A 22,056-nucleotide genomic window follows, 5' to 3' on the forward strand; every position below is an offset into this window, starting at 1 on the left:
TTTACGTGCAGCTTTCATTCGGTGGTGTCTTCTCATACACGGCACGCGGTCCGCCAATCAGCTTGGGACGTGTGCGCGCTGCCGTAACATGGGCTTGTCCAACGAGGCGCTGTGTCGGACGCACCGGTACTGCCACATGCTTTAGATGCATGCCGATTAGCGTATGGCCGATATCAATGCCTGCGTGCGCGCGAATATGCTCCACGACGGCTGCATCTGTGAACTGTGTAAACGCATGCGCAGCCATAGAGCCCCCGGCAGTCGGAACGGGAACAACCGAGACCTCTTCCAGTCCGTATCGCAATGCAACATCGCGCTCGACGACCAAAGCCCTGTTCAAATGTTCACAACATTGAAAGGCAACAGCAAAGCCGCGCTTCTCTACAACAGATTGAATCCCTCGATACAGAGCTTTCGCTACATCCTGACTGCCAGCTTTACCGATATGCTCCCCGAGCACCTCGCTGGTACTGCACCCAATCACCATGAGTTGTCCAGCTTTCAGCTCTGCCATATCGGCTACTTCTTCGACAATGTCACTGATTTGTTTTTCGATAGCGGATAAATCCACTTACTTCACTCCCGCATGCTTCGCTTCAATTTGGGAAATCTTTTCCACACGGCGCTCGTGACGACCACCTTGAAACTCTGTTTCCAACCAAATTTTCACGATATCAAGCGCAAGACCCGGTCCAATGACCCGCTCACCCATCGCCAACACATTGGTGTTGTTATGCTCACGGGTAGCACGTGCAGAAAACGTATCATGCACAAGTGCACAACGGATGCCTGGAACCTTGTTGGCTGCGATCGACATGCCGATACCTGTTCCGCAAACGAGAATGCCTCGATCAAACTCCCCCGCTGCCACCTTTTCCGCTACTGGCAAAGCATAATCGGGATAATCAACCGATTCCTCGCAGGTGCAGCCGAAGTCTTCCGTCTGGATGTTCATGGAGGCCAGCAGAGTCTTGATCTCCTCTTTCAGCTTGTATCCACCGTGATCAGCAGCAAGTGCTACTTTCATCTGTCATCCCTCGCTTGTCTCATAATCTTCGTCTAGTATACATCAAAAAACAATAAGTAAAAAGTGAACATTTTTATCAAAGCACTAAAAAATCGTTCGTACTCTCACAAAAAACAAGGCCCTGGCTATACACCAGCACCCTATTCATCCACCGATTTACGAAGACCTGGGTCCTTGAGCATCATGGAGAGCCTTTCCAGTGACTCTTCGATTTCCTCGGCACATCTGCGATAATCCATCAGTGATCCCCCATACGGATCAGCAATATCACTAAAACCTTCTACCCCTACGAACTCCTGGAGGGTATGCACCTTTTCAGCCGCTGAGGGGAAATACGTCAAGATGGCTCGCTTGTGACCGTGTGTCATCGTCAAAATGACATCAGACCATTCAATCAATCCTTCGTCTACCTTGCTGGCCTTATGATTGTGGGCAATTCCTCGCTCTTCTAATACTTGTTTGGCGTGCAAGGAAGCATCCTGTCCGGCAAATGCCGCCACGCCAGCTGAGCGTATCTCAAGTCCCTGCCCATCTGTCTTCGAACGGAACATCGCTTCTGCCATTGGGCTTCGGCACGTATTTCCCGTACAGACGAAAAGTATCCGTTTCACGTATCGTTCCTCCTCTCCTATTAATTAGTCGGTTATATCATAAATTTTAACCCAAAACCAAACAAAATAAGTCCACCTACTAATTCGCTATAATCCCCAAGCCACCCTCCCACGCTTCTGCCTAACAATAAACCGAAGTAGGACATGGTGGCACCCATTACTCCAAAAAGGGAGATGGCCAAAATTCTATTGACCTCGATCAAGCCGAATGAAAAACCGACGGTGAAAGCATCCAGGCTGACACTAAATGCAAAAAGCATAAGTCCGAAGCCTTTTGTCTTCAATACACTTTTTTGATCCCCTTGAACGAAGCCATTCCATAGCATATGCAAGCCAATGATCATCAGGACCCCACCGCCAATAAACACGGCAATATCTCCAACCAAATCGGACAAGTACGCTCCAACGACAATCCCGATGATCGGCATCATAATATGAAACAGTCCGATGGTGATACTTACTTTGATAATCTCTCGTAACCGAATCCCAACCATACCTACGCCAATTCCTAACGAAAAGGCATCCATACTTAAGGCGAAAGCAATAATGAGCAACGTCAAAAATTGCCCCCATTGAAATAACACCTGGTCCAAGCAGCTCCCCTCCCGTCTCTTCACCTTATGCGGACAAGGGGGAGTTTAGGACAGGTTTACACGGACAAGACTCGGCCTCCAGCCGCCTTTTCCAAGCGATTCATCACGGCCATACCCAACCCGTTTCGCGGAAAAGTCTCACCGACAATATACTGCACTTCTTGATCGTCGAATTCTCGCAGCACAGCATAGAGCTGTTGGGCAACCACTTCCAGATCCGCTTGTGATCCGACCACAAGAACGACATCTGCCGCCTCGTGACTTTGCCAAAAGGGTGCTGTTTCCTCCGTTGCCAGCACACCTGTTTTTTGACCGTGCTGCTTCGCCTGTTGCAGCATGTCTTCCATTTTCGCCCGAACTTTTTCACTCTCTCCTGACACTAGCCACATTTCCCCTTCAGGAGCGTAGTGCGTATATTTCATCCCTGGAGAGCGCGGTGCCTCGGCTGCTCCCACTTGAAAAGAAGGGTCGAGCTCTACGTAGCCAATCACTGGTTCCATTTGCTCCCGTGTGATGCCGCCCGGGCGCAGAATCATGGGTGGGTCCTGCGTCACATCAATAACCGTAGATTCTACCCCAACACCTGTTGCCCCACCATCGACCACACCTGCTACGCGTCCATCCAAATCAGCCAATACATGCGCCGCAGTCGTTGGACTCGGACGTCCAGAGCGATTGGCGCTCGGAGCTGCAATCGGTACCCCCGCTTCCTTGATCAATGCCAAGGCAGTCGGATGATCAGGCATGCGAACCCCGACTGAATCCAAACCTGCCGTTACCAGCGAAGCTACCTGATCCGTTTTTGGCAAAATCACCGTCAAGGGTCCAGGCCAAAACGCCTCCATCAGCTTTTTCCCTTTCTCCGGAACCTCACTTGCTACCGTGGACAACTGGTCCCACGCCCCAATATGTACAATCAGCGGATTATCGCTGGGTCTGCCTTTTGCTGTAAATATTTTTTCCACTGCTTCATCTGATAATGCATTCGCTCCCAAGCCGTAAACCGTCTCCGTGGGAAACGCGACAACTGCCCCTTCTCGAAGAAAACGGGCTGCATCCACAATCTGTGCACAACTATGCTGATTTTCCACATCGTTATCCACAGACCAGACTTTTGTCACAAAATTCATTTCCATCGTTAAAAAATCCTTTCTCTAGCTCGTTTCTTTGTAAGGAGTGCCTTAAGTATAGATGTGCACCAAAAAGTTTTCAACAGGCTGTGGGTAACTTGTGAATAACTTTTCTGAACAGCGTGGAAAAGAGAACATTGTTACCTTTTTTTAACTTCATCCGTCTCAACCTTGTAGTAGAATGAACACGAAAACAAGAACAACAACTTTCCCTTTATTGAAAGGACCGTGAATGATATGTCATCTTTTAAATCCATTACTTCTAGCCTGCTCGGTACGGCTGTATTGTTAACAGCCGTCGCTGCCCCAGTATTTGCAGCACCCGCTTCACCTGCAACCTCTACAAAGCCTGCTGTACAAGCGCCAAAGCCACAAGCTAACGGTGTCGTGTTCACACCAAAAACCATTACGGTCGATACGAAAGAATTTCAAGGGAAAGTATCCATCCCGGTTATTAGCGGGATGAAGGATAAAGCTTTTGAAGCAAAACTGAATGCTACTCTGCTGAAAGAAGCGCAAACTGGCTTGGCGGAAGGACAAAAAGCCGGGAAAGATGATGCGGCAGAAGCAAAAAAACACGGCTGGGAGCCACGCCCTCACGCTCTCGACATCTCCTATGAGGTACACAATGCTGGCAAGCTCGTTTCTTTCTCCGTACAAACATACATTTATACGGGCGGAGCACATGGCATGACGGATGTTACGTATTACACCATCGATAATCAGGCCAAAGCAAAACAGCTGAAGCTGGCTGATCTGTTCCAGCCTGGTTATGATTACCTTACGATTCTCAATCAAATCATTACGCAGCAAATGAAGGAAAAAACTTCACCAGACGGCATCAATCCTTATTTTAGCTTCGAGGGCATCAGTGAAGATCAAGGCTTCTCCTTTAAAGACGGCAACCTGGTGATCCATTTTGGTCAATATGAAATTGCCCCGTATGCTGCGGGAATGCCTGAGTTCGCAATCCCCGCTCATCGTTACCAAAGTCTGTTGAAGCCTGAGATTCGCGAGGCTTTGTTCAAAAAGTAATCATCGCAATTCAAAACGACACCTGCACGTGCGGCGGGTGTCGTTTTTTATGCCCAGCTTAGGAGAGCCAGCTCTCGATTTTTTCCCATAAGTAAAATCTCACTTCTACCTCAGGTGCAGAGACAGTTACTTCTGCTGCTTTTTCTACTTCTTCGGACTCTTCTACCTCTACTTTTGTTTGCTCAGTGTCCACTATATTTGATTCGGAATTTAGCCCTACTTCGTTCTCTTCTAGGGGTACGACCGCTACTTGCTTTCTATCAAATCGATCGTAGTCTTCCTCTTCCTCGGATACAGTTGCTGTCGTTTGCTCAGATTCTTCAGGCTTTGGAGTTGGCTCTGCTTGTACAGCGTCGCCATTGGACATGTCAATAAAGCAGAGCGGCGGGAACAGGACACACCACCAGTTTTGACCTTTTGCCTCTCCAATTTGTACACGGACTGCTCGGTAATTACCCGCAGGATACACATAGGAGCCATACAGCTTCGTTGGAAAAGGGACTTCGCCGAAATCGACTACAGCTTTGTATGAAAAACCGCGTTCCTTGATCGTCTTGTCTACGACTTGTTGAAGGACAGGCAATTGTGTTTGAATCACTTGCTCTGCTTCCTCCAAAGTCTTGATATCATCCGCCCACGTATTCATTTGAGCGATAATGGCATCTCTGACTTCGCGCTTCAACCATTGGTCTTGGACAGAATCGCTGTTCGCAATAATGCGCAAGCGAACGGATTCCTGAGGGATCGGCCCATTATCCAACACATTGGCCGAAGTAAGCTGCCCCTCCCAGCTCATCATAAGCATAAACAGGCTAAATGCCATTAATAATATCCGTTTCATCGTTACCGTCTCCCTCTATACTGATCTTCTCTCTTTAGCAATCAGTATGGACGGATTCACACGATTTCAAACATTCTTTCCTTATGTAAAAAAGGCGAGACGAGTCAGCGCTATCGTCTCACTCCGATAACAACCCGCTCGATCCCCGCCAAATCTGGAACAATCTCTACCTCATCCATGACACCGGATGCCCTCATCAATGCCGCTACATCCCCAGCCTGATAAATGCCTACCTCAAACGCTACAACCGCTCTTTCTTTCAATAGATTAGGCAGCGCCTCACACAGTCGACGATAGCAATCCAGACCATCTTCGCCGCCATCCAAAGCCATGCGAGGTTCATGAACGCGTACTTCATCGTCCAGCGCCTCGACATCGCGACTCGGAATATAAGGTGGATTGGACACGAGGATGTCTACCTTTTCGCCTGCTTCCAAAAGCGGCTGCACCAAATCGCCTTGTAGAAAGCAGACATCTGCACCAAGACGACTTGCATTTTCCCGTGCGATTGCCGTTGCCTCCGGAGAGAGGTCCACCGTAGTCACGCGCCATTGCGTTTTTTCTAACGCGAGCGTAATGCAAATGGCTCCGCTCCCTGTGCCGATATCCACCACCGCTAGCTCTTCCCGCTCAGGCCAGAGCTTTGCAGCCGCAGCCATCACTTGCTCCACCAGGATTTCCGTTTCTGGTCTTGGGATCAGCACACCTGGTCGCACCGTAAAAGGACGCCCGTAAAACTCCTGTTCGCCAAACATGTATTGCAATGGTTCATTATTCGACCGACGCACGCACAGTCCGTCCAGCTTCATCAATGTTTCTGCATCGATTGAATCCGTCATCGCCATTAAAAAGCGCGTCCGATCCCAGTCGAGGCAATGACGAATCATTAGCTCCGCTTCAAACAAAGGATCCTTTGTCCCTTTTTCCCGCAAAAAGGAAGAAGCCCGTAACAGGGCTTCTCGAATCGTCGTGACATCAGACCAATCAAGCTGAGTGTGCATGGCTTTTCAAAAGCTCCGTTTGTTCATGCAGGATCAGGTTGTCGATCACTTCATCCAATTCGCCTTCCAATACCGATTCCAGTCGGTGCAGGGTCAGACCGATGCGGTGGTCGGTCACGCGGCTTTGTGGATAGTTGTACGTGCGGATGCGCTCGCTTCGGTCACCAGTACCCACCAAGCTTTTGCGCGTAGCATCTGCTTCCGCATTTTGTTGTTGCATGTAGAAATCATACAGACGTGCGCGCAATACACGCAGCGCCTTGTCTTTGTTGGAATGCTGGGATTTTTCGTCCTGACAAGAAACCATGATCCCTGTAGGAATATGCGTTACGCGAACCGCAGACTTGGTCGTGTTAACGCTCTGACCGCCCGCACCACTGGAGCAGAACGTATCGATGCGGATATCTTTTTCGTGTACTTCTACTTCCACGTCTTCTGCTTCTGGCAGAACCAGCACAGTCGCAGTAGAAGTATGGATACGTCCACCGGACTCAGTAGCCGGGATGCGTTGCACACGATGCGCGCCGCTTTCGAATTTCATTTTGCTGTAAGCACCGCGGCCAGACAGCGAGAAGACAATTTCCTTGTATCCGCCAATATCGGTTGGGCTTGCCTCCAGCACTTCAATTTTAAAAGCGTTGCGCTCCGCAAAACGCGTGTACATACGGAAAAGCACCGCTGCAAACAGTGCAGCTTCATCGCCGCCCGCAGCACCGCGGATTTCCACAATGACGTTTTTCTCATCGTTCGGGTCTTTTGGAAGCAACAGGATCTTCAAGCGATCTTCCAGTTGTTCCTTGCGTGCTGACAATTCACTGAGTTCGAGCTTGACCATTTCGCGCATCTCGTCATCCAGTTTCTCTTCCAGCATTGCTTTCGCGTCGTCGATTTGACTCACCACTGATTTATATTCACGGTATGCCGTTACCGTCTCTTCCAACGAAGATTGTTCCTTGGACAGTTCACGCAAGCGTTTTGTATCACTAATGACGTCGGGGTCACATAGGAGATTCGTTACTTCTTCAAAACGCTCTTCGACTGCAGATAAGCGTGTAAACATTTTTATTTCACCCCATCGCAAAGAATAATAGCCTTTTGGCGCAGGCGAAGCCTTGGTAGCATGTATGTTAGATATGAATTGCGATAAAAATGCTATCTACCATAAAAACGGTTATAACAGATAAATTATAGGAGGAAAGGCGCGAGAAGTCAAAGTGCATTATAACTGGAAATGTTTTACCGATGCCAAACAGGCCCGGCTATGCCGAGCCTTGCTACATACGTCCTGCTCACCTGTCAGCGATGGTAACCGTCATGCGAGGTTAAGTGAAAATCGTAGTTTGGAATTCTTTCCCGAAGAAGTGAAATCACCTGCTGCTCGATGGTACGCGCTTGATTCGCAGTGATGTTATGCACAAGGTCAAGAGTAACATATGCATTGGCATCGCTGAGTGTGATGCGAGCATTTTCTACACCTTTCACTGACATGGCCATCCTCTCCATATTGGTTACTTCGACAGGCGTATTGCGCACATTGGCTCGACCGGTAACCATATTCGGATTTTGATTGCGCCCCATTAGCGGGTCGCGGTCAGCAGCAACAGGGGTACGGCCTTGCAGCGTATTGCCGCTTTGATCCCCTCTGACCTTCATATTGTGCTGCGTATTCCTCATATCCGTACGATAGCCCTGTTGCTTAGCTGTATTTCCTCCGCAGCCGACGGTGAGGACAGTCGTAAGTACAACCAAACCCAGAACGACACGCGAGCTGCGCAAAAGCCAAATAGGTTGTGTCCGCATGAAAAAGCCACCTCCTGTTTTGCTTAGTCTGCGCATCGCCTCTTGGGCTCATGCACGGGACAAACAGGGGGTGGCTAATGCTTTCTTTATTCGGCAACAGGTGGGGTATAGTAATGCTTGCGACAGACGCTGCTGTACGTATCATTTCCAGCAATTTCAATCGTCTCCCCAGAGTAAACGGGTTGTCCATTTTTGAACTTGAGAATATGCGTCGCCTTTTTATTGCAATAAACGCAGACGGTTTTAATCTCTTCGACCTTGTCAGCCTCACACAAGAGCGCGGCACTGCCGGGGAAGAGCTCATTCTTGAAGTTTTTCAACAAGCCATAGACGATTACAGGGATACCCAGCTTGTCTACGATCCTGACGAGCTGATTCACATGGTGGCGGCTGATGAACTGAGCCTCGTCAACCAACACGCAATGCGGCTTGACTGACTCTGCCTCGACGATTTGATACAGATCAGTCTCTTCGCTAATCGGAATTGCTTCCCGGCTAATCCCAACTCGCGAAGCAACTTTTCCCACGCCATAGCGATCATCCACTGCTGGAGTAAACACTACTACTTTTTTCCCCGATTGCTCGTAGTTGTGGGCAACGGTCAATAATTGAATGGATTTGGAAGCGTTCATCGCTCCATACCGAAAGTATAGTTGTGCCACGTCTCTATCTCCCTTTGCCTAAAAGTCGTTACTCAGTCTTTGCATGGCGGCCTTTTGCCTCCTGAAACAAGGCCATGGCCAGCTTTCTTCTTTGTGCGTGGTCCACACAAGGAATCGGGTAGTCGAAGCCAATCTTGCAGCCTGCTTGCTCTTGAATATGCTCCGGCATGTCCCACGGTTTATGAATATATTGTAGAGGTACTTCACGCAATACGGGAAGATATTTTTTGACGAAAACGCCGTCTGGATCAAACTTTTCCCCTTGTGTGACAGGATTGAATATCCGAAAATACGGCTGCGCATCGGTACCAGTCGAGGCACTCCACTGCCACCCCCCAATGTTTGCCGCTTCATCGAAATCGATCAACTGCTGTGCGAAGTAGGCCATTCCCCAACGCCAATCCACAAGCAAATCCTTTGTCAAAAATGATGCAGTAATCATCCGCAGCCGATTGTGCATCCATCCCGTCTCATTCAACTGCTTCATGGCAGCATCGACAATCGGGTAGCCCGTCTCCCCTTGACACCAACGGGTAAAAAGGTCCGTCCTGTTTTCCCAAGCGACCTTTTCAAATTGTGGCAAATAGGCATGGTCAGTCGTGTGCGGATGGAAATAGAGCACCTGCTGATAAAATTCTCTCCAAATGAGTTCCGTAAGAAAAGCTTCGATCGAGGTAACCTGCTCACCCCGTGCCCCAGCAAGCACTTCCTGTACGCTATGATACACCGTTCGTATAGACAGAGTACCTGCGTTGAGAGCAAAAGACAGCCGGGAGGTCGCATTCACCCCTGGCATGTCGCGTTTTTCTTTATACGTATAAATGTCACCATCTAAAAATTGCTGCAATCGTTTACGTGCCGCTTGCTCCCCGAACTGTTCCATCTCCCACTCGGTACCGATTGGTCGTTTTCGTCCAAACGCCTCCACAGTAGGAACTGGCTCACTCGCTAACTCCTTCAACCCATCCAATAGATTCCATCTTGTCGGTTGAGGGAACGGTCGGTCTTTTGGGAGCGTCTGCCAAACGCGGCGATAAGGCGTAAAAACGGCATACGGTGCCCGCAGCTTCGTCATAATTTCCCCGGGCTCATGCAAAATCAGATCCTTGCATGTATGTACAAACACGCCCTGACTGCTCAACACTTCTGACACGAGCTCGTCTCGCTTGCGAGCCTCTGGCGTATAATCCCGATTGAAAAACAGCTTATTTGCACCCGTCTCTTGCGCTAATTGACAGAGCACTTGCTGTGGGTTGCCGTGGCGAATCAGGAGGCGTCCTCCCAGTTGAGCCAAAGCGTCGTCGAGTGCAGCTATCGCGGAAAAATGCGCATACAGCCGCTTATCTCCTGCAGCCGCAGAACGACAAAGCGACTCCTCCACTATATAAACAGGGATAATCGGATCGCCTGTGAGCATAGCTGCATACAGAGCAGCATGGTCGTGCAAGCGCAGATCCCGACGGAACCAGACTATGGCAGTCATCGTTTGTCCTCCCGAAAAACTTAGTGCCAGAAAAAGACAAAACCAGGCAGATTGCTCTACCTGGTTGTTCCCATACATTCTGATTCTTACAGATTGTATTTGCGTTTGAAACGGTCTACACGGCCGCCTGCATCAACGAATTTTTGTTTTCCTGTGAAGAAAGGGTGGCAGTTGGAGCAGATCTCCACTTTCAGCACTTGTTTCACGGAACCGGATTCAAATTCGTTACCGCATGCGCAGCTAACTGTTACTACGTTGTACTTAGGATGAATGTCTTGTTTCATCTCTTCTACACCTCTTTCCGCCCTGAATCGTTTGCCGAAACAGAGTTATATAAACACATATCAGATAGTAGCATGAAACACTGCCAAAATGCAACTGGTTGGCCGATTACGCCATGTTTTTCCTACGCTGGAGCAGATCTGGAGGAATATGCGTAAACGAACCGATTACCACATCTGGCAGCTCTTGCTGATAAATTTCGATGGCTTGCTTCATGCCAAATACTTCGCCTTGCGCTTTTGGAATCATCGCCAAGTAGCTCTCTGGATCGATATTCAGATTCCGCAACTGAATCAGCTTAATGCCTGTTCTGCGGATGAACTCGATCATCGCTTCCATTTCCTCTTCGCGGTCAAACACGCCAGGGAAGCACAGGTAGTTAATCGACGTATACACACCCTTGGATGCAGCGTACTCAGCAGAACGCGCTACATTTTCCAACGTGTAGTTGCGCGGGCGGTAGTAGGCATTATAGTGTTCGTCAATCGCACTGATGATACTCACGCGCATCAGATCAAGCCCGGCATCAACAATGCCTTTGATATGATCCGTCAAGCCCGCATTCGTATTGATGTTGATAAAGCCCATATCTGTCGTTTCCCGTACACGACGCATAGCAGGAACAATGATGGAAGCCATCGTAGAAGGCTCACCCTCGCACCCCTGTCCGAAGCTGATAATGCTCTCCGGTGTTTTCAAGTGGTGCAGCATGACTTCTACCAGCTCGTCCTCTGTCGGTTTGAAATTCATCCGTGTCTGTGGAGAAGGGAAACCACTGTCATCTGGTTGCTCGGAAATACAGCCGTAGCAACCGGCATTACAGGTATAGGAAACAGGCAAGCTGCCTTCCCAGCGGTTGAAAAAGTTATTGGAGGCCGTCAAGCATTCGTACTCCAACGCACAGTGGGACAAGTGGTTCAAAATGCGGTTTTGCGGAAACGTCTCCAACGTCTTTGCCACTCGCTGGCGCAGTTCATCCATCGGGAAGTTCAACGGGTCCCATTTGTAAATATCGTCACTCTCACGCCCCGTTACCCAGAATCGGTTATCCTTCCAGACGACTGCGGAATAGCCAAACAACGGCAGCTTGCTTTCCTTGTTCGTTTTCACATAGCCTGGCAGCAAGAGCCTTGTAATTCCTTGTGGCACAAGTGCGCCTACTGCTGTACAGCCATCCAACTTGACCATTTCACCTGTGTCAGGGTCCATTCCGATCGGCTCGGTGTCCGGCAAACTGACCAACGTCGATCCTTCCGGGAGCGGGATCAGTTCTTCTTCCAGAATTTCTGTCAATATATCTCCGTTACGAGCCACTGCAAAAAGACCTGGGTGGTCGTATACATTGCCTTTTTCATCTGCGTAAACTAAATACATGGGAAAATCGCCTCGCTTCTTTGCTTTGCCCATTGTATCGCATTGAAAAAGCAATGTAAATTGTATAGGGTTACCTGCCAAGATAGGGAAGTGGATTAATCGGCACATCATCCTGTCGCACTTCAAAGTGCAAATGATATCCCGTAGAGTTACCCGTTTGCCCCATGTATCCCAATATCTCCCCCGCTTCTACAGTTTGACCAGGTGACACCAGCAAGAGACGCATATGGGCATAAAAAGTTTGCAAGCCATCTCCGTGATCAATTACGACCATCCGCCCGTACCCTGACCTGTTGGCCCCTGCCTCCACAACAACTCCTGCCCTTGCTGCCAAGATCGGTGTCTTTGCTTCCTGTTCATTCCACAAATCCACACCCTTGTGTGTTTTTCCCCAACGCGCACCAAATCCGCTTGTAAGCGTAGCTTCTCTGACTGGCCAACTGAGACCGCCGCGAATCCTCGTAATCACTTGCCGACTTGCCGCTTGAACGGCACTTCGCTTCTGCTCTGGATCATTGCCCAACATCGGATTACCCTTAGCGATAGGGACATACACGACCTGTCCTACATACAGGTTGTCCGACAGCCATTTTAGTAGCGGATTTCGTTCGATTAACGATTCCCGACTCACACCATACCGTCTTGCTATGTAATCCAGCGTTTCTCCTCGTTTCACCATATGTCCGACTTCATCACGCTTGATAATTAGCTTCATGCCCACACTCAACAGATGGGGATTCGTAATACTATTAGCCTCTACCAGATTTTTCAAAGATAGACCGTAGCGCTGGGCAATACCGGATAGCGTATCTCCTTGCCGAACAGCGTACACCACCGATTTTCCTTTCGTTGCTGGTGAGGGTGAAGCCAGACTGGCATAGGGATTAAACGCTTTAAATAGCGCCTGCTCCACGACAGCTTTTTTCGCTTCCATCTGTGACTCCACCGGAGCGCTAACTTGCACGTACTCCACGAAGCATCTCCTCCTTCTTTTCCAGCTCCCTTCCTAACGGTATGCCAACGCCACAAAAAAAATGACGGTGAGTCATCATGAACTCACCGTCGTGCTAGCTGCTTTCCCTCTGCTCTGTTGCTTAGATTCAAGGGTTTGCAAAAATTCTTCGTTTGTTTTTGTATCTGCCAACTTTTTAATAAAGGAGTCGACAAACTCATTTGTTTCATTCATGTTCTTCCGGATCATCCACAGTTTATCCAGCTCTTCTTTGGTGAGCAGAAGCTCTTCGCGGCGCGTACCCGAACGGCGGATATCGATCGCCGGGAAAATTCTGCGCTCCGCCAGCTTGCGATCCAAATGAAGCTCCATGTTTCCGGTTCCTTTGAACTCCTCATAGATCACATCGTCCATGCGAGAGCCGGTCTCAACCAAAGCCGTAGCCAAAATGGTCAAGCTGCCGCCTTCTTCAATGTTCCGCGCTGAACCAAAAAAGCGCTTCGGACGATGGAAGGCTGCCGGATCAATACCACCGGACAATGTTCGACCACTTGGAGGAATAACCAAGTTGTAGGCACGAGCGAGACGTGTAATGGAATCCAGCAGGATCACCACGTCTTTTTTGTGCTCAACCAGTCGCTTCGCACGCTCCAAGACAAGCTCAGCAACTTTGATGTGATTCTCAGGCAACTCGTCAAAAGTCGAGGCAACTACCTCTCCTTTGACAGATCGTTGCATATCCGTCACCTCTTCCGGACGCTCATCAATGAGCAAGACAAACAAGTGGATATCCGGGCGGCTTTCGGTAATGCTGTTGGCAATCTCTTTGATCAGCATGGTTTTCCCCGCTTTTGGCGGAGCCACAATCAATCCACGCTGACCCAGTCCAACAGGAGAGAGAAGATCCATCAGGCGAGTGGAAACACGTGCAGGGGCTGTCTCCAATACAAGCTTGGTTTGAGGATACAACGGTGTCAATGCGGGGAAATGTAGACGCTCTGCGGCTGTCTCAGGGTCTTCTCCGTTCACTGCCTCTACTTGAAGGAGTCCAAAATAACGTTCATTCTCCTTCGGTGGTCTTGCTTTTCCAGATACCACATCCCCCATCCGCAGATCAAAACGGCGAATCTGCGACTGGGAGATGTAGATATCTTCCGAACTGGGGAGATAGTTAATGGGACGAAGGAAACCGTATCCCTCCGGCAATATTTCGAGAACCCCCTCCATAAACATGAGACCATCCCGCTCCGCTCGTGCCCGAAGAATCGCGAAAATCAATTCCTTCTTCTTCAGCTGGGAGTAGTACGGAATATGGTATTCCTTGGCAAGCTTATAGAGGTCGGTCAACTTCTTTTCTTCTAGTTCAGAAAGTAACATACATCCACCACTCTTTATTTACTCTTAAAAAACCTAGCTCAACAAATAAATGCGAAAATTGTTTTCTTACAAACCGTTACTCGGCTTGCGTTCTAAGCGGTGGTTCCCTTCAATGAAACGTACCGTTCCGGTTTTTGCACGCATAACAACGGAATTAGTCGTCGCACGAGTTCCTTGGAAGCGAACCCCTTTGAGCAACTCGCCATCTGTTACACCTGTCGCTGCAAAAATGGCGTCATCACCTTTCACCAAATCATCCATGAACAGTACTTGATGAGGGTTCGTTAATCCCATTTTGACACAGCGTTTAATCTCATCTTCATTTTGTGGTAACAGCTTGCCCTGAATTTCTCCCCCGAGGCATTTCAAGGCAACTGCTGCCAGAACACCTTCAGGAGCTCCTCCAGAACCGAACAAAATGTCTACACCTGTATCCGGGAAAGCAGTATTGATCGCAGCAGCTACGTCTCCGTCTGAGATGAGGCGAATACGCGCACCTGCCTCACGAATTTCGTGGATCACCCTAGAGTGACGATCACGGTCAAGCACAATAGCAACCAAATCGCTGATATCTTTCCCCTGTGCTTGCGCTACCGCTTTCAGGTTGTCACGAACCGGTGCGTTGATATCGACTTTGCCGACTGCTTTAGGCCCTACTGCCATTTTCTCCATATACATGTCAGGAGCATGCAACAAATTTCCACGGTCTGCAATGGCAATGACCGAAATCGCTCCCCATGTACCTTTTGCGAGGATATTGGTTCCCTCCAAAGGGTCAACAGCCACATCGACTGCCGGAGCCACTCCCTGGCCCAAACGCTCACCGATGTACAGCATTGGTGCTTCGTCCATTTCGCCCTCACCAATTACTACCACGCCATCCATCGGCACTTTCATAAATTCATTGCGCATTGCGGTCGTTGCCGCATCGTCAGCCTCATCTTTTTTTCCGAGACCCATCCAACTGGCAGAAGCCAAAGCAGCAGCTTCAGTCACACGTACCAGTTCAAGTGTTAAACTGCGTTCCATTCTGGAAGACTCCTCTCCTGGTGATTGGTTAACGCTGGTGGTTTTCCATGCTTTGCAGGCCTACCCGAGTAATATCGGCCCCCAAGGCTTGCAGTTTGCCCACCAAGTTTTCGTAGCCACGATCTATATGTTCAAGTCCTTCTAATTCTGTCGTGCCGTTTGTTGCCAGTCCGGCAATGAACAGAGCTGCTCCCGCACGCAAATCCGAAGCTACCACTTTGGCACCATTCAGTTTGCTTCCGCCTTCGATGACAGCCGATCTTCCTTCAATCCTCAAGGAAGCTCCCATACGGCGCAGTTCATCTACATGTCGAAAACGCGAGCTGTAAATATTGTCCGTCACGATGCTTGAGCCTTTGGCAAGAGTCAGCAAGGTCGTGATCGGCTGCTGGAGATCCGTTGGAAAACCCGGATACGGACTCGTTTTCACATCGATTGATCGATAAGAATCATATCCGATGACTTGGATACTATCATCCTGCTCTACCACTTGCACACCGATTTCGCGCAGCTTGGCCGTCACAGACTCCAAATGCTTTGGAATGACATTCTCCACCATCACATTGCCGTTCGTAGCCGCTGCTGCAATCATGTACGTCCCCGCTTCGATGCGATCAGGGATAATCGTATGACGGCATCCGCGCAAGCGCTCTACGCCTTGAATGCGGATCATGTCCGTTCCCGCGCCTTTGATGTTTGCTCCCATGTTGTTGAGCAAGGTCGCTACATCGACGATCTCAGGCTCACGGGCAGCGTTTTCAATAATGGTCACACCATCTGCTTTGGCAGCAGCCAGCATAATGTTAATGGTCGCACCAACACTGACCAGATCGAGATAAATTCGCGCGCCCTGCAACCGTCCATTTTGGGCACGAATAGTCATGACTCCGTTTTTGTTCTCCACCTCGGCGCCCATCGCTTCAAAGCCTTTGATATGCAAATCTACTGGACGCGGGCCCAAATCACAGCCACCTGGCAAGCCAACCTGCGCTTCACCGAACTTGGCGAGCAAGGCTCCCCACAAATAGTACGAGGCGCGAAGCTTTTTGATGCGACCATTTGGCATGAGCATCAGCCTCATACCGCGTCCATCGATTTCCATCCAATCTTCTTCGAACAGCACGTCAGCTCCCATTTCCTGCAAGAGCTCGTGATAAATACCTACATCCTGAATACGGGGGAGATTCTCAATAACAACGGGTCCATCTGCCAGCAACGCTGCTGGGATGAGTGCGACTGCGCTGTTTTTTGCTCCGCTGATGGTCACCGTCCCCGCGAGCGGTTTTCCACCGTTGATGATCAGCTTATCCATGCTTTGCTCTCCTCAGGCGTAATCGGGAAAGAAGCACCTTCCCCAATGGAAAAGGTGCTTGGACTTTCAACACATGTCCTTATTTTTGCATGCTTGCCCAGTCAGCGAGGAATTTCTCCAAGCCACTGTCTGTCAGTGGATGGGCAATCAGTTGTTTGAATACTTTCGCTGGAATGGTAGCGAAGTGAGAACCACGGCGAGCTGCCTCTGTTACGTGAACAGGGTGGCGCACAGATGCCGCAATGATCTCGGTGTCGATACCATGAACAGAAAAGATTTCTGCAATATCTTCGATCAATTGCATGCCATCTTGACCAATATCATCCAGGCGTCCCAAGAACGGAGACACAAAGCTCGCACCTGCGCGCGCAGCCAAAAGTGCCTGGTTCGCGGAGAACACCAGTGTTACGTTTGTTCTGATTTTGCGTTTAGCAAAATACTTCGTTGCCTTCAAACCTTCTGCGGTCATTGGCAGCTTGATGACGATGTTTTTCGAAAGAGCAGCGAGCTTCTCTCCCTCTTCAATCATGCCTTTTGCATCTGTACTGATGACTTCGGCACTGATCGGACCGTCAACAATATCGAGAATTTCTTTCAGGGTTTCTACAAAATCGCGTCCTTCTTTGGCAACCAGGGACGGATTTGTCGTTACACCTGCCAGAACTCCCCATTCGTGAATCTCGCGGATTTCTTCAACGTTTGCTGTATCAATCAAAAAACGCATGATTAGCCTCCCAGTTACGCGCGGTTGCTGCTTCCGAACAAGCGCATTTTTCCTTTTACTACTTCCTTGATCGCATCGCGAGCAGGGCTCAGGTATTTGCGTGGGTCGATCTCATTCGGCTTAGCAGCCAGCACTTTGCGAACTGTTTCCGTGCATGCGACTTGGCTTTCTGTATTTACATTGATTTTTCCTACGCCCAAACGGATGGATTCGATAATCGCTTCGTCTGGTACGCCGGAACCACCGTGAAGAACGATCGGCGCTCCAATGTTGCTCGCTACTTTTTCGATAATGTCGTAGCGGATTTTTGGAACTCCTTTGTACATACCGTGTGCTGTACCTACAGCAATCGCTACGTAGTCTACTTTTGTTTCTTCCCAGAAGCGGATTGCTTCCTCAGGATTTGCCAGAGTAGCATCTTCCTCGTCAACAGACAAGTCGTCTTCCACTCCGCCGATGGTACCGAGTTCACCTTCTACCGATACGCCAACAGCGTGAGCAGCCTCTACAACCTGTTTGGTCAGGCGAAGGTTATCTTCAAACGAATGATGGGAACCATCGAACATAACAGAAGAGAACCCAGCGCGAATGCACTTCATTACCATGTCGAAATTGCTACCATGGTCAAGATGCAAAGCAACAGGAACTCCTGCGCGTTCAGCAGCCACTTTTGCAATCGCTACTGTATAATCGATCCCCATGTATTTCAATGCACCCTCAGAAACACCAAAGATCACAGGCGATTTTTCTTCCATCGCAGCTTCCGTAATCGCTTGAGTAAACTCCAGATTGTTCAGGTTAAATTGTCCGACGGCGTATTTATGCTTTTTGACGTCTTCGGTAAAAGCGGTCATAGGTACCAGTGGCATTTTGTAAATCCTCCTCTAGCAGACTTCAGTCATGTGGCTTATTATACCACAGACAAGCATTTGTTAACAGGGACGCTTGTACCCTGACCTTAGCAGTCAGTTCCTAACAAGCTAATTGCTGATGCACCGCCATTCGTAGTTCATCGATATCAAATGGCTTTGTAAAATGAGTCAATGCTCCCAGTTGTGTTGCTTCTTTGATCATGTCCAGCTCTCCGTAAGCTGTCATCATGATGACTTTGATTTCCTGATTGATCTTCTTGATGTGTTTCAAGATCTCAATACCATCCATCCCAGGGATCTTCATGTCGAGGATAACCAAATCTGGCGATTCTTTTTCCACAATCTCTAATGCCATTTTCCCGTTTGCTGCCTGAAAGGTCTTGTACCCTTCTTTTCCCAGCACCTCATACAGTAAAATGCGAATCCCATACTGGTCATCCACAACCAGTACCTTTTTATCTTGTTTGTCGAACATTCTGATTCCCCCCTGACGAATGCGTTTTCTTAATTATTATGGGTTCGCCTAAAATCAGGAAACTCCTTCACCTTTTTTGCTGAACGTCTGCTTAAAATTTCCCACAGGCCTCATTTCGAGTATAATGGGAAAAACCAATTTCCCCTACACACAAGGAGCCAGATACTTACTATGGATGCTCTGTGGCTGATTTGCTTGTTAACATTTATTATCCATACAACAGAGACACTTACCTACGGAATCCGTTTTGCAGGGGTACAAACAGGCAGGATAGCTGTAGCGATGTCTCTGGTCGGGATCGTATTGCTCCTCTCCCGTACTTCCAACCTGATTCAAGGACCCTTTACCGGGGGATTGATGGATCAAGCTGCGATCGAGCACTTTGATCCTAGCACGCAATTGCACGTGATTATTGCAGCGTCCTCGCTCGGAACCTTGGCGGCTATCGTACTGTTCCCCACTTTTGTCCAACTATCGAAACGAATGATCTCGCACTTGGAGATAGCGGGCTCAATTCCGCAAATGATTCGCACGGCAGTTACTGTCGAAACCATCCGCCGTGTCCACCATCATGTCCGGATTCCTAGCTGGCAAGCCATCTCTCGGTTTCGAATCAAAGGCGTTCCCAAACGATTACTGTTACTTAATGCATTGGGGACAGCTATCTACACAAGCAGCGTACTGTCCGTGTTGTACGCGACATTGCTAGCCCCGGATTACAAAGCAACTGTTCTGATGTCTTCCGGATTAATCAACGGCTTTGCCACGATTTTCATGACGATTCTGGTAGACCCGCAAATTGCCCTTTTGACAGAAAAAGCAATGCAAGGGAAAACCACGCAGCAATCGATTCGCGACATGTACCTGTGGCTGATGATCTCACGTTTTATCGGAACGATTTTGGCTCAATTCCTGCTCATTCCGTCCGCCTACTGGGTAGCCTGGCTATCTCCCTTGTTCCATTGATCTGCTTTGGAAAGCACAAGACGCACCTGCGACTATACATCGCGGGTGCGTCTTTCTATTTAACGAACTATGTTATTTGTTCAGGGAAGCCTTCACGAAGTCACGGAACAGTGGCTGTGGACGGTTCGGACGGGATGTGAACTCTGGATGGAACTGTGTCGCTACATACCATGGATGTTCTGGAACTTCCACGATTTCAACCAGACGACCATCTGGAGTTGTACCTGCAAAACGCAAGCCCAACTGCGCCAATTGATCACGGTATTCGTTGTTCACTTCATAACGATGACGATGACGCTCATAAACCAGGGTACTTCCGTATGCAGCCTCAGTCAGCGTGCCTTCTTCCACTTTGGTTGGACCGAGACCCAGACGCATTGTACCGCCCTTGTCCTCGATATCTTTTTGCTCTGGCAAGAGGTCAATAACCGGATATGCTGTATTCGGGTTGATCTCGGAGCTGTTTGCGCCGTCCATACCCGCTACGTGGCGAGCGAACTCGATCACAGCGATTTGCATACCCAGGCAAATTCCGAGGAATGGTACTTTATTTTCACGAGCATAGCGCGTAGCGATGATTTTACCTTCGATACCACGATCGCCAAAGCCGCCTGGTACGAGGATACCTTTTACATCACCGAGCAGTTCGCCAACATTTTCTGGCGTAACTTCTTCCGCGTGCACCCATTTGATTTCTACTTTGGAGTCGTTCGCATAGCCACCATGGTACAGCGCTTCTGCTACGGACAAGTACGCATCATGCAATTCTACATATTTACCAACGATTGCAATGGTAGTCGTCTTGGACAGGTTTTTGATTTTCGATACGAGCGATTTCCACTCTGTCATATCCGCTTCTTGGCAAGTCAGACCCAAGTGGCGGCATACATAATCGTCCAATCCTTGTGCTTGCAATTGCAGTGGTACATCGTAAAGGCTATCAGCGTCTACACATTCCACTACCGCATTTTTATCGATATCACAGAACAGAGCCAACTTGTCTTTCATTTCTTGCGTCATCGGTTGCTCGGTACGTGTCACGATTACATTTGGTTGAATACCCAAGCTGCGCAGTTCTTTCACGCTATGTTGCGTAGGCTTGGTTTTCATTTCACCTGCTGCCTTGATGTATGGTACCAGGGTTACGTGAATGTACATGACGTTTTCGCGACCGATGTCACTTTTGATCTGACGAATGGATTCAAGGAATGGCAAGCTCTCGATATCCCCTACAGTTCCACCGATCTCGGTAATCACTACATCTGCCCCGGTTTCGCGACCTGCACGGAAAATGCGATCTTTGATTTCGTTCGTGATGTGAGGAATAACTTGAACGGTTCCTCCCAAATAGTCGCCACGGCGTTCTTTGGCGATGACAGTCGAGTAAATTCTACCAGTCGTCATATTGGAGTTAGCGCTCAGGTTGATATCGATAAAGCGCTCATAGTGGCCCAAGTCCAGGTCTGTTTCCGCACCATCGTCCGTTACGAAAACTTCCCCGTGTTGATACGGACTCATTGTTCCCGGGTCAACGTTGATGTATGGGTCACACTTCTGGATGGTTACCTTCAGACCCCTATTTTTCAAGAGTCGGCCCAGAGAAGCCGCTGTAATTCCTTTTCCCAACGAGGATACAACCCCGCCTGTCACAAAAATATACTTCGTCATCGTTACGTCCCCTCTTTCCCTCACCCTTAAGTTGTTATAAAAATCGAATGAAGACGGCTCCAAAAAAAAAGAAAAACAAAAGCGAGTCCTATCCCGTAAAGAAATGGGGTAGGGGCACTTTTGTTTTATAGTTTCCCATATTTGATCCTTCTTCATGTGAAGCCCAAGGAGTATTTTATCTGTCCCTCAAGCGGAAGTCAAGGACCTATTTCTCGTCTTCGTCGTCGAGCTCTTCGTCAGATTCCTCTTCCTCAAGCTCTTCGTCCTCTTCGAACATCTCATCATCTTCGTCTTCGAGTTCTTCCTCGTCGATTTCTCCATCGATTTCTTCTTCTTCGATTTCAGAATCCTCGTCAACGAATTCCTCTTCGTCCTCAAAGATGACAACATCGTCGTCCTCGAATTCTTCGACACCTTCGTCTTCGGAATCGTAATCGTCGAAGTCGTCTTCCGTGACGATTTTCTTCTTCTTCGTTCCGCCACCCTCTTGGGTTTCTTCCACGGTGTCGGTTGGGTACCAGCGTTTCAATCCCCATACGTTGTCACCGAGGCACACGAAGCGGCCATCAATGTTAATTTCTGTGTATACTTGCGCGATGATTGCCATGAGTTGTTCATCTGTCAGCTTGCGCACTGCAACCAGTTCATTCATCAGCTCGCGGAAGTTGTAAGTGCGGTTAGTTTCACGCAAAATTTCATACGCAATGTCAACTAACGCCATCTCACTCAGTTTCTCGGAATCCATATGAGCAAACAATTGACTCACTCAGGGCACGTCCTTTCCATATAAAAACGATTGATTTGAATACTGACCCGGTGCCCTGTTCGGGGGACGCAGGCTG

At 48.9% G+C, this 22,056-nt stretch carries 24 protein-coding genes; 2 read left to right on the forward strand and 22 right to left on the reverse strand.

The window, feature by feature from the left end:
* Nucleotide 1: 1 nt before the first annotated feature.
* From AB432_RS28125 to AB432_RS28145, 5 genes are all read right to left on the reverse strand, one after another.
* Nucleotides 2-571: a TIGR01440 family protein gene (locus AB432_RS28125; RefSeq protein WP_048035098.1), complete on the reverse strand. Its 570-nt coding sequence runs from the start codon at nucleotides 569-571 to the stop codon at nucleotides 2-4.
* Nucleotides 572-1,027, reverse strand: coding sequence for a ribose 5-phosphate isomerase B (rpiB, locus tag AB432_RS28130; RefSeq protein ID WP_007725502.1), 456 nt, complete (start codon nucleotides 1,025-1,027; stop codon nucleotides 572-574).
* A 140-nt stretch (nucleotides 1,028-1,167) separates the two neighbouring features.
* Nucleotides 1,168-1,638 carry a low molecular weight protein arginine phosphatase gene (locus AB432_RS28135; protein WP_048035099.1) on the reverse strand — a complete coding sequence of 157 codons (471 nt, stop codon included), beginning with the start codon at nucleotides 1,636-1,638 and terminating at the stop codon, nucleotides 1,168-1,170.
* A 32-nt stretch (nucleotides 1,639-1,670) separates the two neighbouring features.
* Nucleotides 1,671-2,231 (reverse strand): manganese efflux pump MntP, encoded by a 561-nt coding sequence (locus AB432_RS28140; protein WP_048035100.1) that lies wholly within the window; start codon nucleotides 2,229-2,231, stop codon nucleotides 1,671-1,673.
* A gap of 56 nt (nucleotides 2,232-2,287) precedes the next feature.
* A complete protein-coding gene (locus AB432_RS28145) occupies nucleotides 2,288-3,367 on the reverse strand; it encodes an L-threonylcarbamoyladenylate synthase (protein WP_048035101.1) in 1,080 nt (359 codons plus the stop codon).
* 231 nt (nucleotides 3,368-3,598) lie between these two features.
* Here AB432_RS28145 and AB432_RS28150 point away from each other — a divergent pair, with 231 nt between their 5' ends.
* Nucleotides 3,599-4,396: a DUF3298 and DUF4163 domain-containing protein gene (locus tag AB432_RS28150; RefSeq protein WP_048035102.1), complete on the forward strand. Its 798-nt coding sequence runs from the start codon at nucleotides 3,599-3,601 to the stop codon at nucleotides 4,394-4,396.
* Nucleotides 4,397-4,454: 58 nt separating this feature from the next.
* Here the strand turns inward: AB432_RS28150 and spoIIR are convergent, their stop codons facing one another.
* From spoIIR to AB432_RS28225, 15 genes are all read right to left on the reverse strand, one after another.
* Entirely contained in the window at nucleotides 4,455-5,237 is a 783-nt protein-coding gene (spoIIR, locus tag AB432_RS28155; protein ID WP_048035103.1) for a stage II sporulation protein R, read from the reverse strand.
* Between the two features lie 110 nt (nucleotides 5,238-5,347).
* Nucleotides 5,348-6,238, reverse strand: a complete 891-nt coding sequence (gene prmC, locus AB432_RS28160) for a peptide chain release factor N(5)-glutamine methyltransferase (protein WP_048035104.1) — start codon at nucleotides 6,236-6,238, stop codon at nucleotides 5,348-5,350.
* Nucleotides 6,222-7,298 carry a peptide chain release factor 1 gene (gene prfA / locus AB432_RS28165; RefSeq protein ID WP_048035105.1) on the reverse strand — a complete coding sequence of 359 codons (1,077 nt, stop codon included), beginning with the start codon at nucleotides 7,296-7,298 and terminating at the stop codon, nucleotides 6,222-6,224. The genes prmC and prfA overlap by 17 nt, the downstream gene beginning before the upstream one ends.
* 236 nt (nucleotides 7,299-7,534) lie before the next feature.
* Nucleotides 7,535-8,038, reverse strand: coding sequence for a sporulation protein (locus AB432_RS28170; protein WP_048035106.1), 504 nt, complete (start codon nucleotides 8,036-8,038; stop codon nucleotides 7,535-7,537).
* 86 nt (nucleotides 8,039-8,124) lie between these two features.
* Complete coding sequence (locus tag AB432_RS28175; protein WP_048035107.1) at nucleotides 8,125-8,700, reverse strand: thymidine kinase; 576 nt, start codon at nucleotides 8,698-8,700, stop codon at nucleotides 8,125-8,127.
* 28 nt (nucleotides 8,701-8,728) lie between these two features.
* Nucleotides 8,729-10,183 carry a cryptochrome/photolyase family protein gene (locus AB432_RS28180; protein ID WP_048035108.1) on the reverse strand — a complete coding sequence of 485 codons (1,455 nt, stop codon included), beginning with the start codon at nucleotides 10,181-10,183 and terminating at the stop codon, nucleotides 8,729-8,731.
* A gap of 86 nt (nucleotides 10,184-10,269) precedes the next feature.
* On the reverse strand, nucleotides 10,270-10,467 hold the full coding sequence (gene rpmE, locus AB432_RS28185) for a 50S ribosomal protein L31 (RefSeq protein ID WP_048035109.1): 198 nt from the start codon (nucleotides 10,465-10,467) through the stop codon (nucleotides 10,270-10,272).
* Between the two features lie 106 nt (nucleotides 10,468-10,573).
* The gene (locus AB432_RS28190; protein WP_048035991.1) at nucleotides 10,574-11,839 is read right to left on the reverse strand and encodes a radical SAM family protein; all 1,266 of its coding nucleotides are present in this window, start codon (nucleotides 11,837-11,839) and stop codon (nucleotides 10,574-10,576) included.
* A gap of 70 nt (nucleotides 11,840-11,909) precedes the next feature.
* Nucleotides 11,910-12,812, reverse strand: a complete 903-nt coding sequence (locus AB432_RS28195) for a M23 family metallopeptidase (protein WP_048035110.1) — start codon at nucleotides 12,810-12,812, stop codon at nucleotides 11,910-11,912.
* 75 nt (nucleotides 12,813-12,887) lie between these two features.
* Entirely contained in the window at nucleotides 12,888-14,168 is a 1,281-nt protein-coding gene (rho, locus tag AB432_RS28200; protein WP_048035111.1) for a transcription termination factor Rho, read from the reverse strand.
* Between the two features lie 66 nt (nucleotides 14,169-14,234).
* Nucleotides 14,235-15,197 carry a class II fructose-bisphosphatase gene (gene glpX / locus AB432_RS28205; protein ID WP_048035112.1) on the reverse strand — a complete coding sequence of 321 codons (963 nt, stop codon included), beginning with the start codon at nucleotides 15,195-15,197 and terminating at the stop codon, nucleotides 14,235-14,237.
* Nucleotides 15,198-15,225: 28 nt separating this feature from the next.
* Nucleotides 15,226-16,509: a UDP-N-acetylglucosamine 1-carboxyvinyltransferase gene (locus tag AB432_RS28210; protein ID WP_048035113.1), complete on the reverse strand. Its 1,284-nt coding sequence runs from the start codon at nucleotides 16,507-16,509 to the stop codon at nucleotides 15,226-15,228.
* Nucleotides 16,510-16,588: 79 nt separating this feature from the next.
* Nucleotides 16,589-17,233: a fructose-6-phosphate aldolase gene (gene fsa / locus AB432_RS28215; RefSeq protein ID WP_015893657.1), complete on the reverse strand. Its 645-nt coding sequence runs from the start codon at nucleotides 17,231-17,233 to the stop codon at nucleotides 16,589-16,591.
* A 14-nt stretch (nucleotides 17,234-17,247) separates the two neighbouring features.
* Nucleotides 17,248-18,102: a class II fructose-1,6-bisphosphate aldolase gene (fba, locus tag AB432_RS28220; RefSeq protein ID WP_048035114.1), complete on the reverse strand. Its 855-nt coding sequence runs from the start codon at nucleotides 18,100-18,102 to the stop codon at nucleotides 17,248-17,250.
* A gap of 103 nt (nucleotides 18,103-18,205) precedes the next feature.
* Complete coding sequence (locus AB432_RS28225) at nucleotides 18,206-18,580, reverse strand: response regulator (protein WP_007725537.1); 375 nt, start codon at nucleotides 18,578-18,580, stop codon at nucleotides 18,206-18,208.
* Between the two features lie 171 nt (nucleotides 18,581-18,751).
* Here AB432_RS28225 and AB432_RS28230 point away from each other — a divergent pair, with 171 nt between their 5' ends.
* Nucleotides 18,752-19,546 (forward strand): lipid II flippase Amj family protein, encoded by a 795-nt coding sequence (locus AB432_RS28230; RefSeq protein WP_048035115.1) that lies wholly within the window; start codon nucleotides 18,752-18,754, stop codon nucleotides 19,544-19,546.
* Nucleotides 19,547-19,618: 72 nt separating this feature from the next.
* Here the strand turns inward: AB432_RS28230 and AB432_RS28235 are convergent, their stop codons facing one another.
* Both AB432_RS28235 and rpoE read right to left on the reverse strand, forming a co-directional pair.
* Nucleotides 19,619-21,214, reverse strand: coding sequence for a CTP synthase (locus tag AB432_RS28235; RefSeq protein WP_048035116.1), 1,596 nt, complete (start codon nucleotides 21,212-21,214; stop codon nucleotides 19,619-19,621).
* A 205-nt stretch (nucleotides 21,215-21,419) separates the two neighbouring features.
* A complete protein-coding gene (gene rpoE, locus AB432_RS28240; protein ID WP_048035117.1) occupies nucleotides 21,420-21,980 on the reverse strand; it encodes a DNA-directed RNA polymerase subunit delta in 561 nt (186 codons plus the stop codon).
* Nucleotides 21,981-22,056 lie beyond the last annotated feature (76 nt).

It is taken from the genome of Brevibacillus brevis, assembly GCF_001039275.2.
Taxonomy (GTDB): domain Bacteria; phylum Bacillota; class Bacilli; order Brevibacillales; family Brevibacillaceae; genus Brevibacillus; species Brevibacillus brevis_C.